The 16777-nt window shown below is 72.2% G+C and carries 14 protein-coding genes; 11 read left to right on the top strand and 3 right to left on the bottom strand.

The annotated features are described in order from the left end of the window. The first annotated feature begins 81 nt into the window (after positions 1-81). The 8 genes from ACH4SI_RS20625 to ACH4SI_RS20590 all read left to right on the top strand — a co-directional run bounded on the left by ACH4SI_RS20625 (position 82) and on the right by ACH4SI_RS20590 (position 9123). Positions 82-1083 carry a TauD/TfdA family dioxygenase gene (locus ACH4SI_RS20625; RefSeq protein WP_398297558.1) on the top strand — a complete coding sequence of 334 codons (1002 nt, stop codon included), beginning with the start codon at positions 82-84 and terminating at the stop codon, positions 1081-1083. 137 nt (positions 1084-1220) lie between these two features. Further along, positions 1221-2138, top strand: a complete 918-nt coding sequence (locus tag ACH4SI_RS20620) for a polyprenyl synthetase family protein (protein WP_398297556.1) — start codon at positions 1221-1223, stop codon at positions 2136-2138. Beyond that, positions 2135-3241 carry a Rieske 2Fe-2S domain-containing protein gene (locus tag ACH4SI_RS20615; RefSeq protein ID WP_398297554.1) on the top strand — a complete coding sequence of 369 codons (1107 nt, stop codon included), beginning with the start codon at positions 2135-2137 and terminating at the stop codon, positions 3239-3241. The genes ACH4SI_RS20620 and ACH4SI_RS20615 overlap by 4 nt, the downstream gene beginning before the upstream one ends. Next, positions 3238-4236, top strand: a complete 999-nt coding sequence (locus tag ACH4SI_RS20610) for a Rieske 2Fe-2S domain-containing protein (protein ID WP_398297551.1) — start codon at positions 3238-3240, stop codon at positions 4234-4236. The genes ACH4SI_RS20615 and ACH4SI_RS20610 overlap by 4 nt, the downstream gene beginning before the upstream one ends. Before the next feature lie 55 nt (positions 4237-4291). Then, positions 4292-5326 (top strand): Rieske 2Fe-2S domain-containing protein, encoded by a 1035-nt coding sequence (locus tag ACH4SI_RS20605; protein WP_398297549.1) that lies wholly within the window; start codon positions 4292-4294, stop codon positions 5324-5326. After that, positions 5319-7703 carry a PEP/pyruvate-binding domain-containing protein gene (locus ACH4SI_RS20600; RefSeq protein ID WP_398297546.1) on the top strand — a complete coding sequence of 795 codons (2385 nt, stop codon included), beginning with the start codon at positions 5319-5321 and terminating at the stop codon, positions 7701-7703. Before ACH4SI_RS20605 ends, ACH4SI_RS20600 begins: the two co-directional genes overlap by 8 nt. Beyond that, positions 7700-8668: a lysylphosphatidylglycerol synthase transmembrane domain-containing protein gene (locus ACH4SI_RS20595; RefSeq protein ID WP_398297544.1), complete on the top strand. Its 969-nt coding sequence runs from the start codon at positions 7700-7702 to the stop codon at positions 8666-8668. The genes ACH4SI_RS20600 and ACH4SI_RS20595 overlap by 4 nt, the downstream gene beginning before the upstream one ends. Continuing rightward, the gene (locus tag ACH4SI_RS20590; RefSeq protein WP_398297542.1) at positions 8665-9123 is read left to right on the top strand and encodes a protein-tyrosine phosphatase family protein; all 459 of its coding nucleotides are present in this window, start codon (positions 8665-8667) and stop codon (positions 9121-9123) included. The genes ACH4SI_RS20595 and ACH4SI_RS20590 overlap by 4 nt, the downstream gene beginning before the upstream one ends. Before the next feature lie 61 nt (positions 9124-9184). Here the strand turns inward: ACH4SI_RS20590 and ACH4SI_RS20585 are convergent, their stop codons facing one another. The 3 genes from ACH4SI_RS20585 to ACH4SI_RS20575 form a co-directional block, all read right to left on the bottom strand. Then, positions 9185-10630: an MFS transporter gene (locus tag ACH4SI_RS20585; protein ID WP_398297540.1), complete on the bottom strand. Its 1446-nt coding sequence runs from the start codon at positions 10628-10630 to the stop codon at positions 9185-9187. Between the two features lie 104 nt (positions 10631-10734). Next, positions 10735-11544, bottom strand: a complete 810-nt coding sequence (locus tag ACH4SI_RS20580) for an IclR family transcriptional regulator (protein WP_398297538.1) — start codon at positions 11542-11544, stop codon at positions 10735-10737. Then, positions 11541-12725 carry a 4-hydroxybenzoate 3-monooxygenase gene (locus ACH4SI_RS20575; RefSeq protein WP_398297536.1) on the bottom strand — a complete coding sequence of 395 codons (1185 nt, stop codon included), beginning with the start codon at positions 12723-12725 and terminating at the stop codon, positions 11541-11543. Before ACH4SI_RS20575 ends, ACH4SI_RS20580 begins: the two co-directional genes overlap by 4 nt. 97 nt (positions 12726-12822) lie before the next feature. On the opposite strand from ACH4SI_RS20575, the gene ACH4SI_RS20570 reads away from it, so the two are divergent. Genes ACH4SI_RS20570 through hemQ form a run of 3 tightly spaced genes read left to right on the top strand, consistent with a single transcriptional unit; the run spans position 12823 to position 16764 of the window. After that, entirely contained in the window at positions 12823-14556 is a 1734-nt protein-coding gene (locus ACH4SI_RS20570; protein ID WP_398297534.1) for an IclR family transcriptional regulator C-terminal domain-containing protein, read from the top strand. Further along, complete coding sequence (gene hemG, locus ACH4SI_RS20565; RefSeq protein ID WP_398297532.1) at positions 14553-16007, top strand: protoporphyrinogen oxidase; 1455 nt, start codon at positions 14553-14555, stop codon at positions 16005-16007. The genes ACH4SI_RS20570 and hemG overlap by 4 nt, the downstream gene beginning before the upstream one ends. Before the next feature lie 4 nt (positions 16008-16011). After that, positions 16012-16764, top strand: a complete 753-nt coding sequence (gene hemQ, locus ACH4SI_RS20560; protein ID WP_398297530.1) for a hydrogen peroxide-dependent heme synthase — start codon at positions 16012-16014, stop codon at positions 16762-16764. Positions 16765-16777 lie beyond the last annotated feature (13 nt).

Below are 16777 nucleotides of genomic sequence, written 5' to 3'. Positions count from 1 at the left end.
GGTCTGACGCTTTTCGTCGTTGAATGTTGCCCATGCCGCTCCTCGTGGATATGGTCAACGGTCAAACCACGGGGGTTTGCGATGGACGTCGTTTTAGGGCACTTACTGTCGACCGAAGAGGCCGATGGGTTATGCGCAGCAGCTCGGACCGCCCTGGCCGCCCAAGGCCTTCCCGCGAATCCTTCTTTCTATGAGGGACTGGAAGAGTATGTCCCTCGAATACCCGAGTCAATTCGCGCGGTACTGAGGCAATTTCGGGAATCGCCCTCGCTGTGCGCGCTGCGCATCTCGGGGGTGCGCGTCGACCCCGAACGCTGCGGGCCGACCCCGCTCTCCTGGCAGGAAGCACTCGACACCAGTCGCCAGGATCTGGAGGAGGCGCAACTGGCGCTCCTGGCGTCCTGTCTGGGCGAGGTCTTCGCGTGGCCGACCATCCAGCGGGGCCGGATGGTGCAGAACCTGATCCCGGTCGAGAGCGATCGGGAGGAGCAGAGCGGTCATGGCTCGGTCACCCTGGAGTGGCACACCGAGGACGGCTTCCACCAGGGTCGATGCCGCTATCTGGCGCTCCTCGGCATCAGGAACCCCGATCAGGTGCCCACCACGCTCGGCAGCGTCCACGACCTGCGGCTGGCCGAGCGTCACCGATCCGTGCTCGGCGAGCGACGCTTTCTGATCCGCCCGGACCTGGAGCATCTGCGTCAACTGGCCGAGTTCGCGCCCGGGAGCGAGATACTCCGGCGCGCGCACGAGATGAACGAGAACCCTGACCCGGTCGCCCTCTTGTTCGGCGATCCCGAGGCTCCCTACCTGCGGATCGACGGGCCCTACACGACCGCGCTGCTCGGCGACGACGAGGCCGCCGAGGCACTGGCCGCGATCGTCGACGAGCTGAACCGCGCCCAGCGGGACGTGGTGGTCGGCGAGGGGGACGTGCTGATCGTGGACAACTACCGTGCCGTGCACGGCCGACGGGCCTTTCGGCCGCGGTTCGACGGTACGGACCGCTGGTTGAAGCGGATGAGCGTGGCCGGCACTTCGCCGGCCGAGGCGAGGGCGGAAATGAGCGCACGGGCGTTCTGAACGGACCGGACGGGCACCGGTCGTCGCATCCTGCCGTGAACCGGCATCATCAGCGCCGTCCGGTCAACCGCTCGGCCGCGGGTCGCCCGGTCAATCGATGAATCGCACAGCGAATCCATAGGGGGGAATGAGCGCTCGTGTCCTTCACAGTTGACAACACCCAAATGGAAGCCAGCTTTCCGGTATCGATGGAGAACTTTCGCCGCCAGGTGAACGAAAAGCTGCGCTCCTCCGTGGACTCGGTGGAACCGCCTCGGCTGCGCGAGGCGATGGCCTATTCGTTGCTGGCCGACGGAAAGCGTATTCGGCCGACTCTATGCCTGTTGACCTTCGAGATCTTCGCCACCGATGTCGCGCTCGCTCTCCCCACCGCCTGCGCCCTGGAGATGCTGCACACCGCGTCGCTCATCCACGACGACCTGCCGTCCATGGACAACGACGATTTCCGCCGCGGCAGTCCTTCCAACCATCGCGTATTCGGCGAGGGTATGGCTTTGCTGGCGGGCGACGCGCTGCTCGCCTACGCCCTGGAGTTCATCCTCCAGAACGCCGGAGCGCTGCGTCAGGAGAAACTCCTGGGCGTCATGGCCAAACTCATCGAAGTGGTCGGCCCGTCCGGTCTGTCCGGCGGCCAGGCGATCGACCTCTATTGCCAAGGACGCGAGGAAGTCGACGCGTGGACCGTGGAGGAGATGCACATCAAGAAGACGGGTGCGCTGATCGAGGCTGCCGTGGTCACCGGGGCGATACTGGGAGGGGCTTCGCAGGACGACATAGCCCGTCTCACGACCTACGCGAGGAACCTCGGACTCGCCTATCAGATCGTCGACGACATACTCGACGAGACGTCGAGCTTCGACGAGTTCGGCAAGGAAGTCGGCCAGGACCGGGCCGCGGGCAAATGGACGTATCCCCGGCTGATGGGGGTGGAGAAGGCCCGCGAGCGGGCACGTGAACTGATCACGCGGGCGGTGGCGCAGCTCGACGGGTTCGGCGAGCGCGCGTCGATGCTCCGGTGGGCCGCCCAGGTCGTCCACGACCGGGCCGCGGCGTGATCGGCGCGGACGGCTCCCGGGAGGAGCTGGAGACGAGCCCGGCCTCGGCCGTCCCGCCGAATCCCGCCGGGGCGAACATCGCCGCCTCGTGGTACGCCGCGATCAGGGGTTCGCGTCTGGACAAGAAGCCACACCGGATGCGGCTCTTCGGGCGCGAGGTGGTGCTGTGGCGTGATCGACGAGGGGTGGCGCGCTGTGTCGCGGCGCACTGCCCGCACCAGGGCGCCAACCTGGGGCTCGGGGACGTCGTCGACGGTGAACTGCGCTGCCCCTTCCACCATTGGCGGTTCGACGGGAACGGCGTCTGCTCCGCCATTCCGGGGCTCTCGCGCATCCCGACGACCGCGCGAACGCGGTCCTACCCCACCCGAGAGGCCCACGGGTTCGTCTGGGTGTGGTACGGCACCGCCGAACCCCTTTTCGAACTGCCGGAGTTCCCGGCCCTGTCCGACCGCCCCCGTCGTTACGTCGGCTTCACCTACGACGACGCGACGACCGGGACGATCCGGCAACTGCTGGAGAACGCCGTCGACCACCAGCACTTCAGCGCGCTGCACGGACTGGATCTGGACGGGGTGGAGTTCCGCGTCCTGACCGAGCAGTCCGAAGCGGCGGACAACGGCCCGCCGCTGTCGCGGGACGACGCCTGGTTCGGCGTCTGGTTCTCCGGCCGGCCGTGGCGGCCGCCCCTGCGCCGCGCGCCGCTCGCGTGGCTCACCGGTGTCGTCTCCACCTTCGCGATGGGCCGCCGCATGCAGCTGCTGGTCGACGGGTGGCCGGGCGGACAGCGGTTCACGGCGTACGTGGACGGCACCGAGGTCTACAAAGTGATCATGGGGATCGTCCCCGAGGGGGACCGGGTCACCCGGCAGGTCGGCTGGGCGGGGGTGCGCCGTACCGGACGATGGCACCGCACCCTCTTCAACTACGCCCTGTTCTGGGTCCAGAACCGCGCGGGGACCTTCCAGGACGTGCCCGTCTACGACTCGACCCGCAACGCCCAGCCCACGGTCTACGTGCGCTACGACAACGGGCTGCTCCGGTTCCGCCGCTACTACCAGTCGTGGGTCGACCGCGCGACGGACGGAAGGGCCGGCTCATGAGTCTGGCCCCGGTGCGGGGACAACCGCCCCGCGATCTCGAACCGCCCCGCGGTCTGGCGCGCGGGTGGTACGTGGCCGAGCGCTCCACACGGGTGGGACGACGGCCCCGAGCCGTCGTCGTGGCCGGGGTGGAGGTGGTGGTGTGGCGCGCGGGCGACGGCGCGGCCGTGGTCATGGACCGCTTCTGTCCCCACCAGGGAGCCGCCCTGGAACTGGGGCGGGTGGTGGACGGCGCGCTGCGGTGCGCGTTCCACCACTGGCGGTTCGACGGCGACGGGACCTGTGTGGCCGCTCCCGCCACCCGGCGGGTGCCGCGCGGCGCCTCGGCCCGGGTCCACCCGTCCTGGGAGGGGCTCGGCTACGTCTGGACCTGGGTGGGCTCGGCGGTCCCCGAGTACCCGCCGCCGGACTTCCCCCACCTGGGCCCGGTGTCGCCGGCCCACCGGCGCTACCGGTTCGCCTTCGACACGAACGCGACGGCTCGCCGGGTCCTGGAGAACGGTTTCGACCTGCCCCACTTCCCGGTGGTCCACGGGATCGCCGACGATCTGCGGCTCACCTGGGACACCGAGGAGAACAAGCACACGATCGGGGCGCGCCTCACCACGGAGTCGATCGCACTGCCGGGCCCGCTGGTCCGGCGTCCGAGTCTGGGGCGCCTCTGTCTGCATCTGCGCTCGACGCCCTCGTACCAGGTGCTCACCTTCGAGCTGAACGACCGCCCGATGGCACACGAGTTGCTGGCCGTGACGCCGGTGGCCGAGGGCGCGACCACCATGCACGGCTGGACCGTCATGCCTCGGGCCGGGGGGCTGCTCGGCTCCGCCCCGGTCTTCTGGGCGTACCGGCTCCAGCACTGGTGGGGAACCCGGGCGGACCTGCGCATCTACCGGGACGCCGAGGAGACCGACGGCTCGGTCAACACCTCGGACGACGAGGGCGTGCTGCGGTTCCGCCAGTTCCATCGCCGCTGGACGGGGAGGGGGACGGAGTGAGGGGGCGACCGGGACCGAAGGGGAGACGACAGCGGACCGTTGAGGAGGGGGCCGGATGAGGCACAGGACGGTTGAGCGGAGGACGGCGTCGGCACGGCCGGTCACGAACCTCGCCTCGGGCTGGTACGTCGCGCTCCCTTCGGCGGAGCTGCGGCGCGGGCCGCGCCGGACCACCCTGTTCGGGGACGCCTGCGTCGCCTGGCGGGGCGAGGACGGCCGGGCCCATGTGCAGGGCGCGATCTGCCCGCACGCGGGGGCCGCCCTGTACGGCGGAAAGGTGGTCGACGGAGCGCTCGAATGCCCCTTCCACCGATGGCGGTTCGACGAGTCGGGAGCGTGCGTGTTCGTGCCGGGGCGGCGCCCGCCGGCCCGGGCCGCCGTCACCTCGCTGCCCACACGCGAGTGTTCGGGCTATGTGTGGGTCTGGTACGGGAACGGGCCGCCGCGCTATGAACCGCCGGACCTGCCGGACCTTCGGGCGCGGCGGTTTCCGAGCACCCGGAGCTTCCGGCTGGCCGATCCGACCAGGGCCACCACCCGGCGGATTCTGGAGAACACCTACGACCCGGACCACTTGGTGGCCCTGCACGGACTGACGGTGGCCGGGGACGCCCGCATCACGTTCCCGGCCGCGCGGGAGAGTGCGGACGCCGACCCGGAGGAGCGCTGCGACGCGACCTTGACCTGGCCCTCGTACCGGGGCGTGCTGGGCACGGTGTCGAACGTGTTCGGGCTCAACGCCGACGAGTTCACTCTGCGGCTGCGGGGCTGGGCGAGCTGCCAGGAGATCGAGTACTTCGCGGACGGCCGGCGCCTGTACCGGATGGTCCTGGCCGTCACCCCGATCGGGGAGCACCGGAGCATCCAGCACATCAGCGCCGCTGTTGACGCCGACGGTACGGGGATCCTGGGACGGCTGCGCGCGCTCGTCCACCGTGCCGAGGTACAGGTGGCAGCCCGCCAGGACCTTCCGATCTTCGACACCCTGCTGCCGGGCGACCGGCACGGCATCTATGTGCCCGGGGACGAGGCGGTCCGGCGGTTCCGGCGGTTCTACCAACAGTGGGTGGAGTTGGCGCAACGTGGCTGAGGGCGTCATGGATCTGGTCGAAGCCGCCGAGCTGCCCGTGGAACGGGTCGGGGGCAAGGCGAAGGGGCTGGGCCGGCTGATGGCGGCGGGGTTCCCGGTGCCGCCCGGCTTCTGCCTCCCGGTGGATGTCTTCGCCGCCTCGGCGGGCCGGGAGGAGGACGGGGGGAGCGCCGGCGGGTCGGGGCTCCTCCCCGACGCGGTCGCGGAGGTACGAGCGCGCTGGGAGTCCCTGCACGCGCCGCACGGCGTCGCCGTGCGGTCCTCGGCCACCAGCGAGGACGGTGTGGCGAGCAGCGCGGCCGGTCAGTACGAGAGCGTGCTCGGTGTCCGTACCTTCGAGGAGCTGCTGGCCGCCGTCGGCCGGTGCCAGCGGTCCCGGCACTCCGCCGCCGCCGAGGTCTACCGGGGCCGGATCGGCCTGGCCGACGAGGCCCCGGCGATGGCCGTCGTGGTGCAGGCGATGGTGGCCCCCACCTGGGCCGGGGTGGTGTTCACAGCGGAGGCCCCGGTCGCGGAAGCCCATCACCTGGTCCTCGTGGAGGCGGTTGAGGGGCTCGGCACGCAGCTCGTCGACGGGGTGGTGGAGCCGAACCGGGCGGCGTTCTCCCGGAACGACCCGCACGCGCCCGCGTTCAGCACCGCGTTCGGGGAGCGGATGGGCGGGACGGAGGGGCGGACGGGCCCCCTCCGCTCGCTGGTGCGGACGGCGCTGGCCGTGGAAAGAGCGCTGGGCGGACCGCAGGACATCGAGTGGGCCCTGGACGACACCGGACTCCACCTGTTGCAGGCCCGTCCGATCACCGCCGCCGTCCCGCGGCCGACGCAGTTCGGCGACTGGGTGAGCGAGGTCCCCGGGGCGCGGTGGGCCCGGATGAGCATCTGCGACTCATGGTTGTCCGATCCGCTTTCCCCGCTCTTCGCGACCACCCTGTTCCCGACGCTGATCGACCGGTGGGCGACCAACTGGGGCGGTCCGCCCGAACGACGGACGCGGAGCCCGCTGATCCCGGAGCCGATGCACGGGACCGTCAACGGGTTCGCCTATCTGCGGTTCGACTTCCCCCTCTCCCGATACCCCCTGCGCACCCTGCGGCTCACCGCGCGCTGGCTGGGCTTCCACCTCTCGCCCGTGGAGCGCCGCTGGCGCGGCGAGGTGCTGCCCGCGCTCCGGGACGGCCTGGCGGGGGTGCGGGATACGCCGCTCGCCGACCTCGCGTCGGCCGAGGTGCTGCGGCGGATCCGAACCGTCGAGGAGCTGAGCGCCCGCTACTGGGCGGTGATCGGTGGCCTCGCCTGGCACTGGAACACCACCGAGTGGCTGCTGGCGGCGGTCCTGGCACGCAGCGGCCGCCGCACCGCGGGGATCACGGCCGGGGCCCTGCTCGTGGGCGGGGACCGGCTTGCCCACCAGGCCGATCGTGCCCTGGACCGGGTCGCGGCGGCGGCCCCGGAGGAAGAGGAGCAGCTGCTCCGTGAGTACCTGCGGCGATTCGGCCATCTGGTGTACAGCCTCGACCTGGCCGAGCCCACCGCGGTCGACGATCCCTCGATGCTTCGCTCGGTGATAGCCGACCGCCGCCGCGGCGGCGGCGAACCGGGCGCCGGGGCGCCGGTGCCGGGTCCCGGCGGCGCCACCGACCTGGCCCGCCGGCTCGGGCACGGGCCACTCGGCCGGTTGCGGCGCGGAGTCCACCGGTGGGCGAACCACTGGAGCGGCGTACGGGACGAGGCGCTGCACTACTTCACGCTGGGCTGGCCGTTCATGCGGGCCGGATATCTCGAACTCGGTCACCGGCTGGTGCGCGCGGGACTGCTCACCGCCGCCGATGACGTCTTCTACCTGACGGGAGAGGAGCTGAGCGGCTGGGTGAGCGGGCACGCGGGCGACGCACGCTGGCCCGACCTGGTGCGCGAGCGCCGTCTGCGACGTCAATGGCAGCGGCGGCTCAACCCGCCCGATGTGGTCCCCGCCGACGCGCGGATCATGCTCTTCGGGACGGACATCACGTCCCTGGCCCTGTTCGGGGTCGAGCGGCGGGAGGAACGGGACGGCGAGCTGAGCGGGTCGGCGGTGAGCCCGGGGAACTACACGGGCCGGGCCCGGGTGATCCACGAGATCGCGGAGGCGGACGCTCTGGAGAAGGGCGAGGTCCTCGTCGTACGTCAGGTGACACCGGCGTGGGCCCCGCTCCTGGCCCGCGCCGGCGCGGTGGTGGCCGACGTCGGGGGTGCGCTCTCGCACGGCTCGGTGGTGGCGCGCGAGTACGGCATCCCGGCGGTGATGGGGGTCCGGGCCGCGACCTCGCGGATCGTCACCGGGAACGTGCTGGCCGTGGACGGCGACTCGGGCACCGTTCGGCTCATGGGGGACCTGTGACCCCAACGGAGTCCTCGGCGGAGAGCCGCAGCACGCGCGACCGGGTGATCCGGGCGCTGCTGTTCGCCGCGGTGGCCGTCAGCCTGGTGTTCACCCTGCGGGGTATGGATCCGGACCACCTGTGGAGGGAGCTGTCGGCTGCCGACCCGGGATGGCTCGCCGTGGCCGTCCTGGCCAACGTGGCCTCGCAAGTGACCCGGGCCCTCGGCTGGAACGGGCTGTTCACCGAGGCCCGGATCCGGTTCCCGCTCCTGGTACGGATCGAGTTCGCCGTCCAAGCGGCGGCGGCCGTCAGCCCCGAAGGAGTGGGCGAATTTGTCCGGGTCGGCTATCTCCTGCGCGAAGGGGTGGCCCGGACGACTACCGTCACGCTCATGCTGGTCCGCAAGTACTTCTCCAGCCTGGGTCTGGTGCCCTTCCTGGTGGTGATCTGGTGGCCGGGGAGCGGGGTGCCGGGCTGGGCGGTGGCCGTCGCCTGGGCGTACCTGGCGGTGCTGACGGTGGAGTCCGTCCTGATCGTGAGGGTCGCGCGCACCCCGTCCGCCCCGGCTCGTGAGGGCCGGCTGCGGCGGATCGTCTTCGACGCGCGCACCTCGCTCGGGACGGTGCGCCATCCGCGTGTCTTCGCGGAGGTGGGGGCGGCCGGGGTCGTCACCCGGGCGCTCGACCTCGTGGCGGCGGTGGCTGTCGCGAAGGCCCTCGACCTGCGGCTGTCGGCGGCCGTCCTGGTGCTCGTCCTGCTGTCGATCGAGGTGTCCAACATCTTGCCGACCCTGCCGGGGCAACTGGGCACCTTCGAGGCGGCCGTGCTGGGCGCGACGGCGGGCGTCCTCGGGCAGGCCGAAGGATTGGCCTTCGCGCTGGTCTTCCACGCCCAACAAGTACTTCCCCAGATCCCGCTGGGGATGATCGCGATGGCCGGCAAGTCATTTCTACGAGACCGATCGAAACGGGATGCGTCATGACCGAACTGTGGAACGCCGATACTCCCAAGGTGATTCAACTGCCCTCGGGGCGGATGATTCGGGGGCGCGGCCTCAGATATGATCTGCCGGAGGGGCAGACTCCTACGTTTGCGGTGCATTTGACCGACCATCAGCCGCCCGAGCCGCCGTGGGAGTCCTTGTGGGTCCCCTGGCGGGACTTCTGGCTTCCCGCCGACCCCATGGACGCGATGCGCAAACTCCGCGTCGCCCACGAGCGCGCCGCGAGCGAACGCGTGGAGGTCTGCTGCGGGGGCGGCATCGGACGGACTGGTACGGCACTGTCCGCGATCTGCGTCTTCGAGGGCATGGAGCCCAAGGAAGCGGTCAAGTGGGTGCGGCAGAACTATCACTCCCGTGCGGTCGAGGTGCCCTGGCAGCGGCGCTTCATCCGCCAGGTCTTCGCCGCCGCCGCCACCGGCTCGGGACGGGCGTAACCGCCTGCGAGGCGTCGGGCCGGGAAACCTGGCCCGGCGCCTCGCGGCGACCCGCACCCCCCTACGAGCGGGCGGTGGGCTCGCGGACCAGGACGTACAGAACAGCACTCGTGAGCATCAGCGCGCCGTCGATGTAGACGGCGGACGTCCAGCTGCCGTAGTGGTCGAAGAGGGTGCCGCTGAGCGCCGGGCTGATCACCGCGCCTATCTCCCCGACCAGGTTGAACAGGCCGAAGGCGGCGCCGCGCTCGGACGCGTCGGCCACATCGTTCAGCAGGGCGTGCGCCATCGGCTGGAGGGCGTTGAAGAAGAGGCTGGTGACGAAGAGCAGGACGGACATCACCAGCAGGGACGGCTTCTCCTGGGCCTGGAGATAGGCCGCGAAGACCAGCACCAGCACGCCCTGGACCACGGTGAACGCGATCAGCAGCGGCCGCCGCCCCCACCCCCGGTCCTTCGCCAGGTCCGACAGCCGGCCGCCGACCGGGAACCCGAGGATGCCCGCGCCCGCGTTGAACGTCGCGACCAGCGCCGCGTTCTGGAAGGAGCTGTGGGCGGCGTCGGCGACGATCGACACCGACCAGAAGCTGAAGAACCACAGGTTCCACATGACCGCGATGAAGGCGAAGCTGAGCAGCAGCACATTGCGGTTGCGGGAGACGGCGCCGAGCCGTGATCCGCGCCGGGCGAAGATCGCCCCGATCAGCACGAACGCGAGCACGCACTCCAGGACGGCCACGCCCCAGCTCGGCATGCCCGCCCCGTCGGCGATCAGATAGACCGCCATGACGGCCGCGCACAGCACCGCCGAGATCCCCAGCAGCCGCAGCGTGGAGCCGGTGGCTTTCAGCGGGCCGCCGATGCGGCGCATGTAGACCGTGGTGATCCAGCCGAACGCCAGCGTCGCACCGCCCAGCACCAGGAACGGCATCCGCCAGGCGTCCTCGTGGCCGAACACCTGGGCGCCCCAGTCGATGAGATAGGGCGTGCTGATGGTCGCGATCGTCAGCCCGATCGACAGCCCGGTGATGGCGACGCCCATGCCGAGGCCGGCCTTCGCGGGCGGGGTGCGCTGGGCGATCAGCGAGCGGTCGTTGGAGTAGAAGACGCCCTCGCCGAGACCGGTCAGCACCCGCAGGACGACGAACGCGATCAGCCCGCTCACCACGCCGCTGGCCAGGGTCGCCACCCCCGCCCACAGCAGCGAGACGGCGAGCATCGTGCGGTGCCCGAAGCGGTCCCCGAGATAGCCGCCGGGGAACTGGGTGAGCATGTAGCCCGCGAAGAAGAGGCTGCCGATCAGACCGCCGAGGGCATGCGGATGGCCGGCGGAGCCGAGCATGCCGTGGTCGTTCTCGATCAGCCAGGTCACCACCGGGCCGGTGAGGGTGCGGTCGGCGTAGGAGAAGAGCCAGCCGCCCAGCAGCATGGCCCACAGCGTGTGATAGGGCTGCCAGCCGCGGGGTGAGGCCGTCCGCTCCCGCGTGGCGGTGTCCTCGGTGGTCACTTCGGGCGCCCCCTCGGGCGTTGGGTTTCCAGCGCGGAGCGCGATGTGCCCCACAGAATGTGGCGTGAACGGACCCCCGGCAAGGGGCAGTTCCAGGTCTTCCGTCAGCCGGAAACCTCGGCAAGCGACTCTTGCCCCCAGGCGGCGGCGAGGGTACGGGATATGCCGTGGGCGGCGACCCGCACCGCGGGTATCAGCCCCGGCGCCCGCCCCTCAGCGGCCGGGACTACCACCGACAGCGAGGCCACCACCTCCCCGCGCGGCCCCCGCACCGGGGCGGCGATGGACAGCCCGTCCATGGTGATCTGCCGGTCGCTGACGGCGATCCCGGTGCGCCGCACCTCGGCGAGCGTGGCCCGGAGCCGCGCCGGGTCCTGGATGGTCCGCTCGGTGAAGCGGCGCATCGGCCGGGCGCACACCCGCTCGCCCAGGCCCGGCGGCCCGTACGCGAGCAGCACCAGGCCGACGCCCGTGGCGTGCAGCGGCCAGCGGCTGCCGACCCGGGTGCGCACATGGACCGCGGAGCGGCCGGAGATCAGCTCGACGTAGACCACCTCCAGGCCGTCGCGCACCGCCAGCTGGACGTTCTCATGGGTGGCCTCGTACAGGTCCTCCATGAACGGCAGCGCCGCCTCGCGCACCCCGACCCCGCGCGGCGACAGCGTCGCCACCTCCCACAGCCGCAGCCCGATGTGGTACGCCCCCGAGGTGTCGCGCTCCAGGGCGCCCCAGCGGGTGAGCGAGGCGACCATCCGGTGCGCGGTGGCCAGCGGCAGCCCGGCGCGCCGGGCGAGGGCGGTGAGCGACAGCGACCGGTGCGAGGCGTCGAACGCGTCCAGCACGGCTAGCACCCGGCCCGCGACCGACCGCCCGGCATCCGGCCGGCCGGCCGCGGGGTGCGCGGGGGCCGTCATGACAGCGGAAGGCCGACGTAGTTCTCGGCCAGCTCGGTGGAAGCGGTGCGGGAGGTGGCGATCCGGTCCAGCTGGGCGATCTGCAGCCGGTCCTCGAACGGTGTCTGCTCCGGGGGCCGGTGCAGGGTGTCCGTCATGAAGTACGAGAAGCGCTCGGCCTGCCACACCCGGCGCAGACACGTCTCCGAATAGCCGTCCAGCAGCTCCGTCGAGCCCGTCGTGTGGTGCTGGACCAGCGCACGGGCCAGGGTGACCACGTCACCGACGGCGAGGTTGAGGCCCTTGGCCCCGGTCGGCGGCACGATGTGCGCGGCGTCGCCCGCGAGGAAGAGGCGGCCGTGGCGCATCGGCTCCTGGACGAAACTCCGCATCGGGGTGACCGACTTGGCGGTGATCGGGCCGCGCTCCAGTCTCCACCCGCTGTCGTCCAGCGCGAAGCGGGCGGACAGCTCGTCCCAGATCTGCTCGTCGGACCAGTCGGCGGGGTCGGTGTCGTTCGGCACCTGGAGGTAGAGCCGGGAGACCTGTGGGGAGCGCATGCTGTGCAGGGCGAAGCCGCGCCGATGGCGGGCGTAGATCAACTCCTCGCAGGACGGCGGCACATCGGCCAGCACCCCGAGCCAGGAGTAGGGATAGGTGCGCTCGAAGGCGCGGACCCGGTCGACCGGGACCGCGCCCCGGGCGATGCCGTGGAAGCCGTCGCAGCCCGCCACGAAGTCGCAGCTCAGCGCCTCTTCGCGGCCCTCGTGACGGAAGCGGACGACCGGCGCATCGGAATCGGCCTTCTCGATGGCCAGGGCCTCGGCCTCGAACAGCAGCGGAGGGCCCCCGGGGTCGGCGAGCTGGAGCCGGACCAGATCCTTGACGATCTCCGTCTGGGCGTAGACCGTCACCGACTTGCCGCCGGTGGCGGCCGGGAAGTCGATGCGGTGGGCGCGGCCCTCGAAGCGCAGCTCGATGCCCTGGTGCGGCAGCCCCTCGCGGTCCAGGCGCTCGGCCGCGCCGCACTCCCGCAGCACGTCGACGGTGCCCTGCTCCAGGATTCCGGCCCGCTGCCGCCGCTCGACATAGGCCCGGTCCCGGCTCTCCAGCACCACGCAGTCCACCCCCGCGCGGTGCAGCAGGCGGGCGAGCAGCAGGCCGGCGGGTCCTCCACCGATGATCCCGACGGTCGTGCGCATCGAATCGTCCCTTCGTCCGGGCCGGTCGTCCGAGCCAGGTGAGGTGAGGATCCCCACTTGTTCGCGGAGTGAAACTTCGTTCATAATCGGACTCGTGATGAGTCTCGGTCCGGTGACCCCACCTGTCAATGGTCCCGTCGGCCCTCTGGAGCGCGGCCTCGCCGTGCTCTGCGAGCTGACCCGGCTGGCCGCGCACCCGGGCCAGGCCGCGGTCAGGCCCGGCGACCTCGTGCGCGGCACCGGGCTCGCCCGGTCCGTCGTCGACCGCGTCGTGGGCACGCTCGAACAGCTGGGGTATGTGCGGCTCGACGGGCGCGACGTCAGCCTCGCGGCCCGCCTCATGGAGCTGGGCAACGCCTACCTCGCCGCCAGCGGCCTGCCGGACGTGCTCGGGCCGTTCGCCGAGCGGCTCGCCGACGGGCTCGACGAATCGGTCTCGGTCGCCGTGCCGGACGGCGACGGGGCGCGCTTCGTCGTCCAGGCCACCCGCCGCCGCACCATGTCCCTCGCCTTCCGCATCGGCGATCTGCTCCCCGCCGAGCGCTGCGCCCCGGGCGCGCTCTTCGCCGCCGACTGGGACGAGCGGGCGTGGGCGGCCTGGCGCGCCCGCCGCGCCGCCGACCCCCTCGACGCCGCCTTCCCCGCCGTTCCGCCGCGCCACCGGCCCGCCGCCGACACCGGCTTCGAGGCGCGCGTACGGGAGGCCGTCCGGACCGGCTGGGCGGCCGACGACCAGCTGATCGAGCCCGGCCTGGTGGCGGTGTCCGTACCGGTGCGGGACGGCTCGGGCCGCACCGTGTGCGCGGTGAACGTCGTCAGTCACACCAGCCGCCACGACGTGGCCTCGCTGCGGGCCGCCGTGCTGAGCCCGCTGTCTGCGGAGATCCCGGCGATGGAGGCGGCGTTGGCCGCCCCGCCCACGCGCCGGAGGCGCCCGCCGGGGCGCGGGCTCGCCGCTGCCGGGTCCACCGAGGACCCGGCGCGGGCGGCCAAGCGGGAGCTGGGGGCCGGATATCTGCAGTCGCTCGCGCGCGGACTCACCGTGCTGCGGGCGCTGGGCACTCCGGGGGAGGAGGGCGACGGAGCGGGGCACGGGCTCACGCTCACCGCCGTGGCCGAGGCCACCGGGCTGCCCCGGGCCACCGCGCGCCGCTCCCTGCTCACCCTCGTCGAGCTGGGATACGCCGAATACGCGGCGGCCGACGGCCGGACCTTCCGCCCGCTGCCACGGGTGCTGGAGCTGGGCTACGCGCCGCTGGGCGACCTGTCGTTCACCGAGCTGGCCCAGCCCCATATGCGCGAACTGGTCCGCACCGTCCACGAGTCGGCGTCCCTGGCGGTCCTCGACGGCGACGACATCCGGTATGTGGCGCGCGTGCCCACCGTGCGGATCATGAGCGTCAACATCACCATCGGCACCCGGTTCCCCGCCCACGCGACCTCCATGGGCCGGGTGCTGCTCGCGGGGCTGGGCGCGGACGAGCGCGCCGCGTACCTCGCCGGGCTCGACCCCCGGCCGCTGACCCGGCACACCGTGACCGCCGTGCCCGAGCTGGCCCGGATCCTGGAGCGGACCGGGAGGGACGGATACGCCCTGGTGGACGAGGAATTGGAGGAGGGGCTGCGGTCGCTCGCGGTGCCCGTGCGGGGCGCGGACGGCCGGGTGGTGGCCGCGCTCAACATCGCCACTCACGCGGGCCGCGGCAGCGCGGAATCCACCGTTGAGGAGTTGCTTCCGGCGTTGCGGACCGCCGCCGCCCGCATCGAGGCCGACCTCGCCACGGCCTCCGCCCATCACCCCCTGGGGGCGGGTGAGAGAGTGGGGGCATGAGCGCAGCGAACCCCCCGCACAATCCTGGGCACACCGGCCATGCCGTCGTCATCGGCGGCGGGATCTCGGGCCTCGCGGCCGCCCACCGGCTACGGACCGGCGGGGCGCGGGTGACCGTGCTGGAGGCGTCGGGGCGGCTGGGCGGCAAGCTGTGCGCGGGCGAGATCGAGGGCGTGGCCGTCGACCTGGGCGCCGAATCGATGCTCGCCCGGCGCCCGGAGGGCGTGGAGCTGGCGCGCGCCGTCGGCCTCGGCGAGCGGCTGGAGCCGCCCGCGACGGCGACCGCCTCCCTGTGGACGCGCGGCGCCCTGCGGCCGATGCCCAAGGGCCATGTGATGGGCGTGCCCGGCGATCTCGCGCCGCTCGCCGCGTCCGGGGTGATCTCGGACGAGGGGCTGGCCCGCATCGCCCGCGACGCGGAGCTGCCTCCCACGCCGGTCGGCGAGGACGTGGCGCTCGGCGAGTTCATCGCCGCGCGGCTCGGCCGGGAGGTCGTGGACCGGCTGGTCGAGCCGTTGCTCGGCGGGGTGTACGCGGGGGATGTGTACCGCACCTCGATGCGGGCCGCGGTGCCCACCCTCTTCGAACTGGCCCGGGCGAACCGCCCGCTGGCCGAGGGGGTCCGCGCGCTGACCGAGCGGGCCGCCCAGCGGCAGGAGGGGCCGGTGTTCACGGGTATCGACGGCGGCATCGGGCGGCTGCCGCTCGCGGTGGCCGACGCCGTACGGGCCGCGGGCGGCGAGATCCGTACCCACACACCCGTACGGGAGCTGCGGCGGACCGCCGACGGCTGGACCGTCGTCACCGACGGCGAGGTACTGCGGGCCGACGCGGTCGTGCTGGCGGCCCCCGCGCCCGCCGCCGCCCGGCTCCTGGCGGCCGACTCCCCGGCCGCCTCCGCCGAGCTGGCCACCGTCGACTACGCCTCCATGGCGCTGATCACGATGGCCTTCCGTCGCGAGGACGTGGCCTCGCTCGCGGAGGGCAGCGGCTTTCTGGTCCCGCCGGTGGACGGCCACACGATCAAGGCGGCCACGTTCTCCAGCCGCAAATGGGGCTGGCTCCGCGACGCCGCCCCCGATCTCTTCGTGCTGCGTACCTCGATCGGGCGGTTTGAGGACGAGGAGCATCTGAAGCGCGACGACGCCGATCTGGTAGGGATGTCGCTCGCCGATCTGGGCGAGGCCACCGGCCTCGGCGCCAAGCCGGTGGCGACCCGGGTGACCCGCTGGGACGGCGGACTGCCCCAGTACCCGGTCGGCCATCTCGACCGGGTCGCCCGGATCCGCGCGGAGGTCGCCAAGCTGCCCGGGCTGCGGGTGTGCGGCGCGGTCTACGAGGGCGTCGGCATCCCCGCGTGCGTCGGATCCGCCCGCACGGCCGCCGACGAACTGCTCGGACCGCTCACGGCGACCCTGGCGGCGGGCTCGCACGGCGGAGAGCGAGAATAGGACCATGACTGCTGCTGTTCCCGAGACCCCCGACACGCCCGAGGCAACCCTGTCTCCGAAGGCTCCCAACGCCGGGAAGAAGGCCAAGGACCTCAACGAGGTCATCCGCTACACCCTGTGGTCGGTCTTCCGGCTGCGCGACGTGCTGCCGGAGGACCGCACCGGCTACGCCGACGAGGTCGAGCAGCTCTTCGCGCAGCTCGACGCCAAGGACGTCACGGTGCGCGGCACCTACGACCTCTCCGGGCTGCGGGCGGACGCGGACGTCATGATCTGGTGGCACTCGGAGACCTCCGACGCGCTGCAGGAGGCGTACAACCTCTTCCGCCGCACCCGGCTCGGCCGCGCCCTGGAGCCGGTGTGGTCGAACATGGCGCTGCACCGCCCGGCGGAGTTCAACAAGTCGCACATCCCGGCCTTCCTCGCGGACGAGCACGCGCGCGACTACGTCAGCGTCTACCCCTTCGTGCGGTCCTACGACTGGTATCTGCTGCCCGACGAGGAGCGCCGCACGATGCTCGCGGACCACGGCAAGATGGCGCGCGGCTTCCCCGATGTGCGCGCCAACACGGTCGCGTCGTTCTCCCTCGGCGACTACGAGTGGATCCTCGCCTTCGAGGCGGACGAGCTGCACCGGATCGTCGACCTGATGCGCCACCTGCGGGCCTCCGAGGCGCGGCGTCATGTGCGCGAGGAGGTGCCGTTCTACACCGGGCGGCGCAAGCCGGTCTCCGAGCTGGTCGCCGGTCTGGCCTGACGGTCAGCGGTCG

The organism is Streptomyces sp. NPDC021212 (assembly GCF_044332925.1).
Taxonomy (GTDB): Bacteria; Actinomycetota; Actinomycetes; order Streptomycetales; family Streptomycetaceae; genus Streptomyces.
This window is presented reverse-complemented; position numbering and strand designations above follow the sequence as displayed.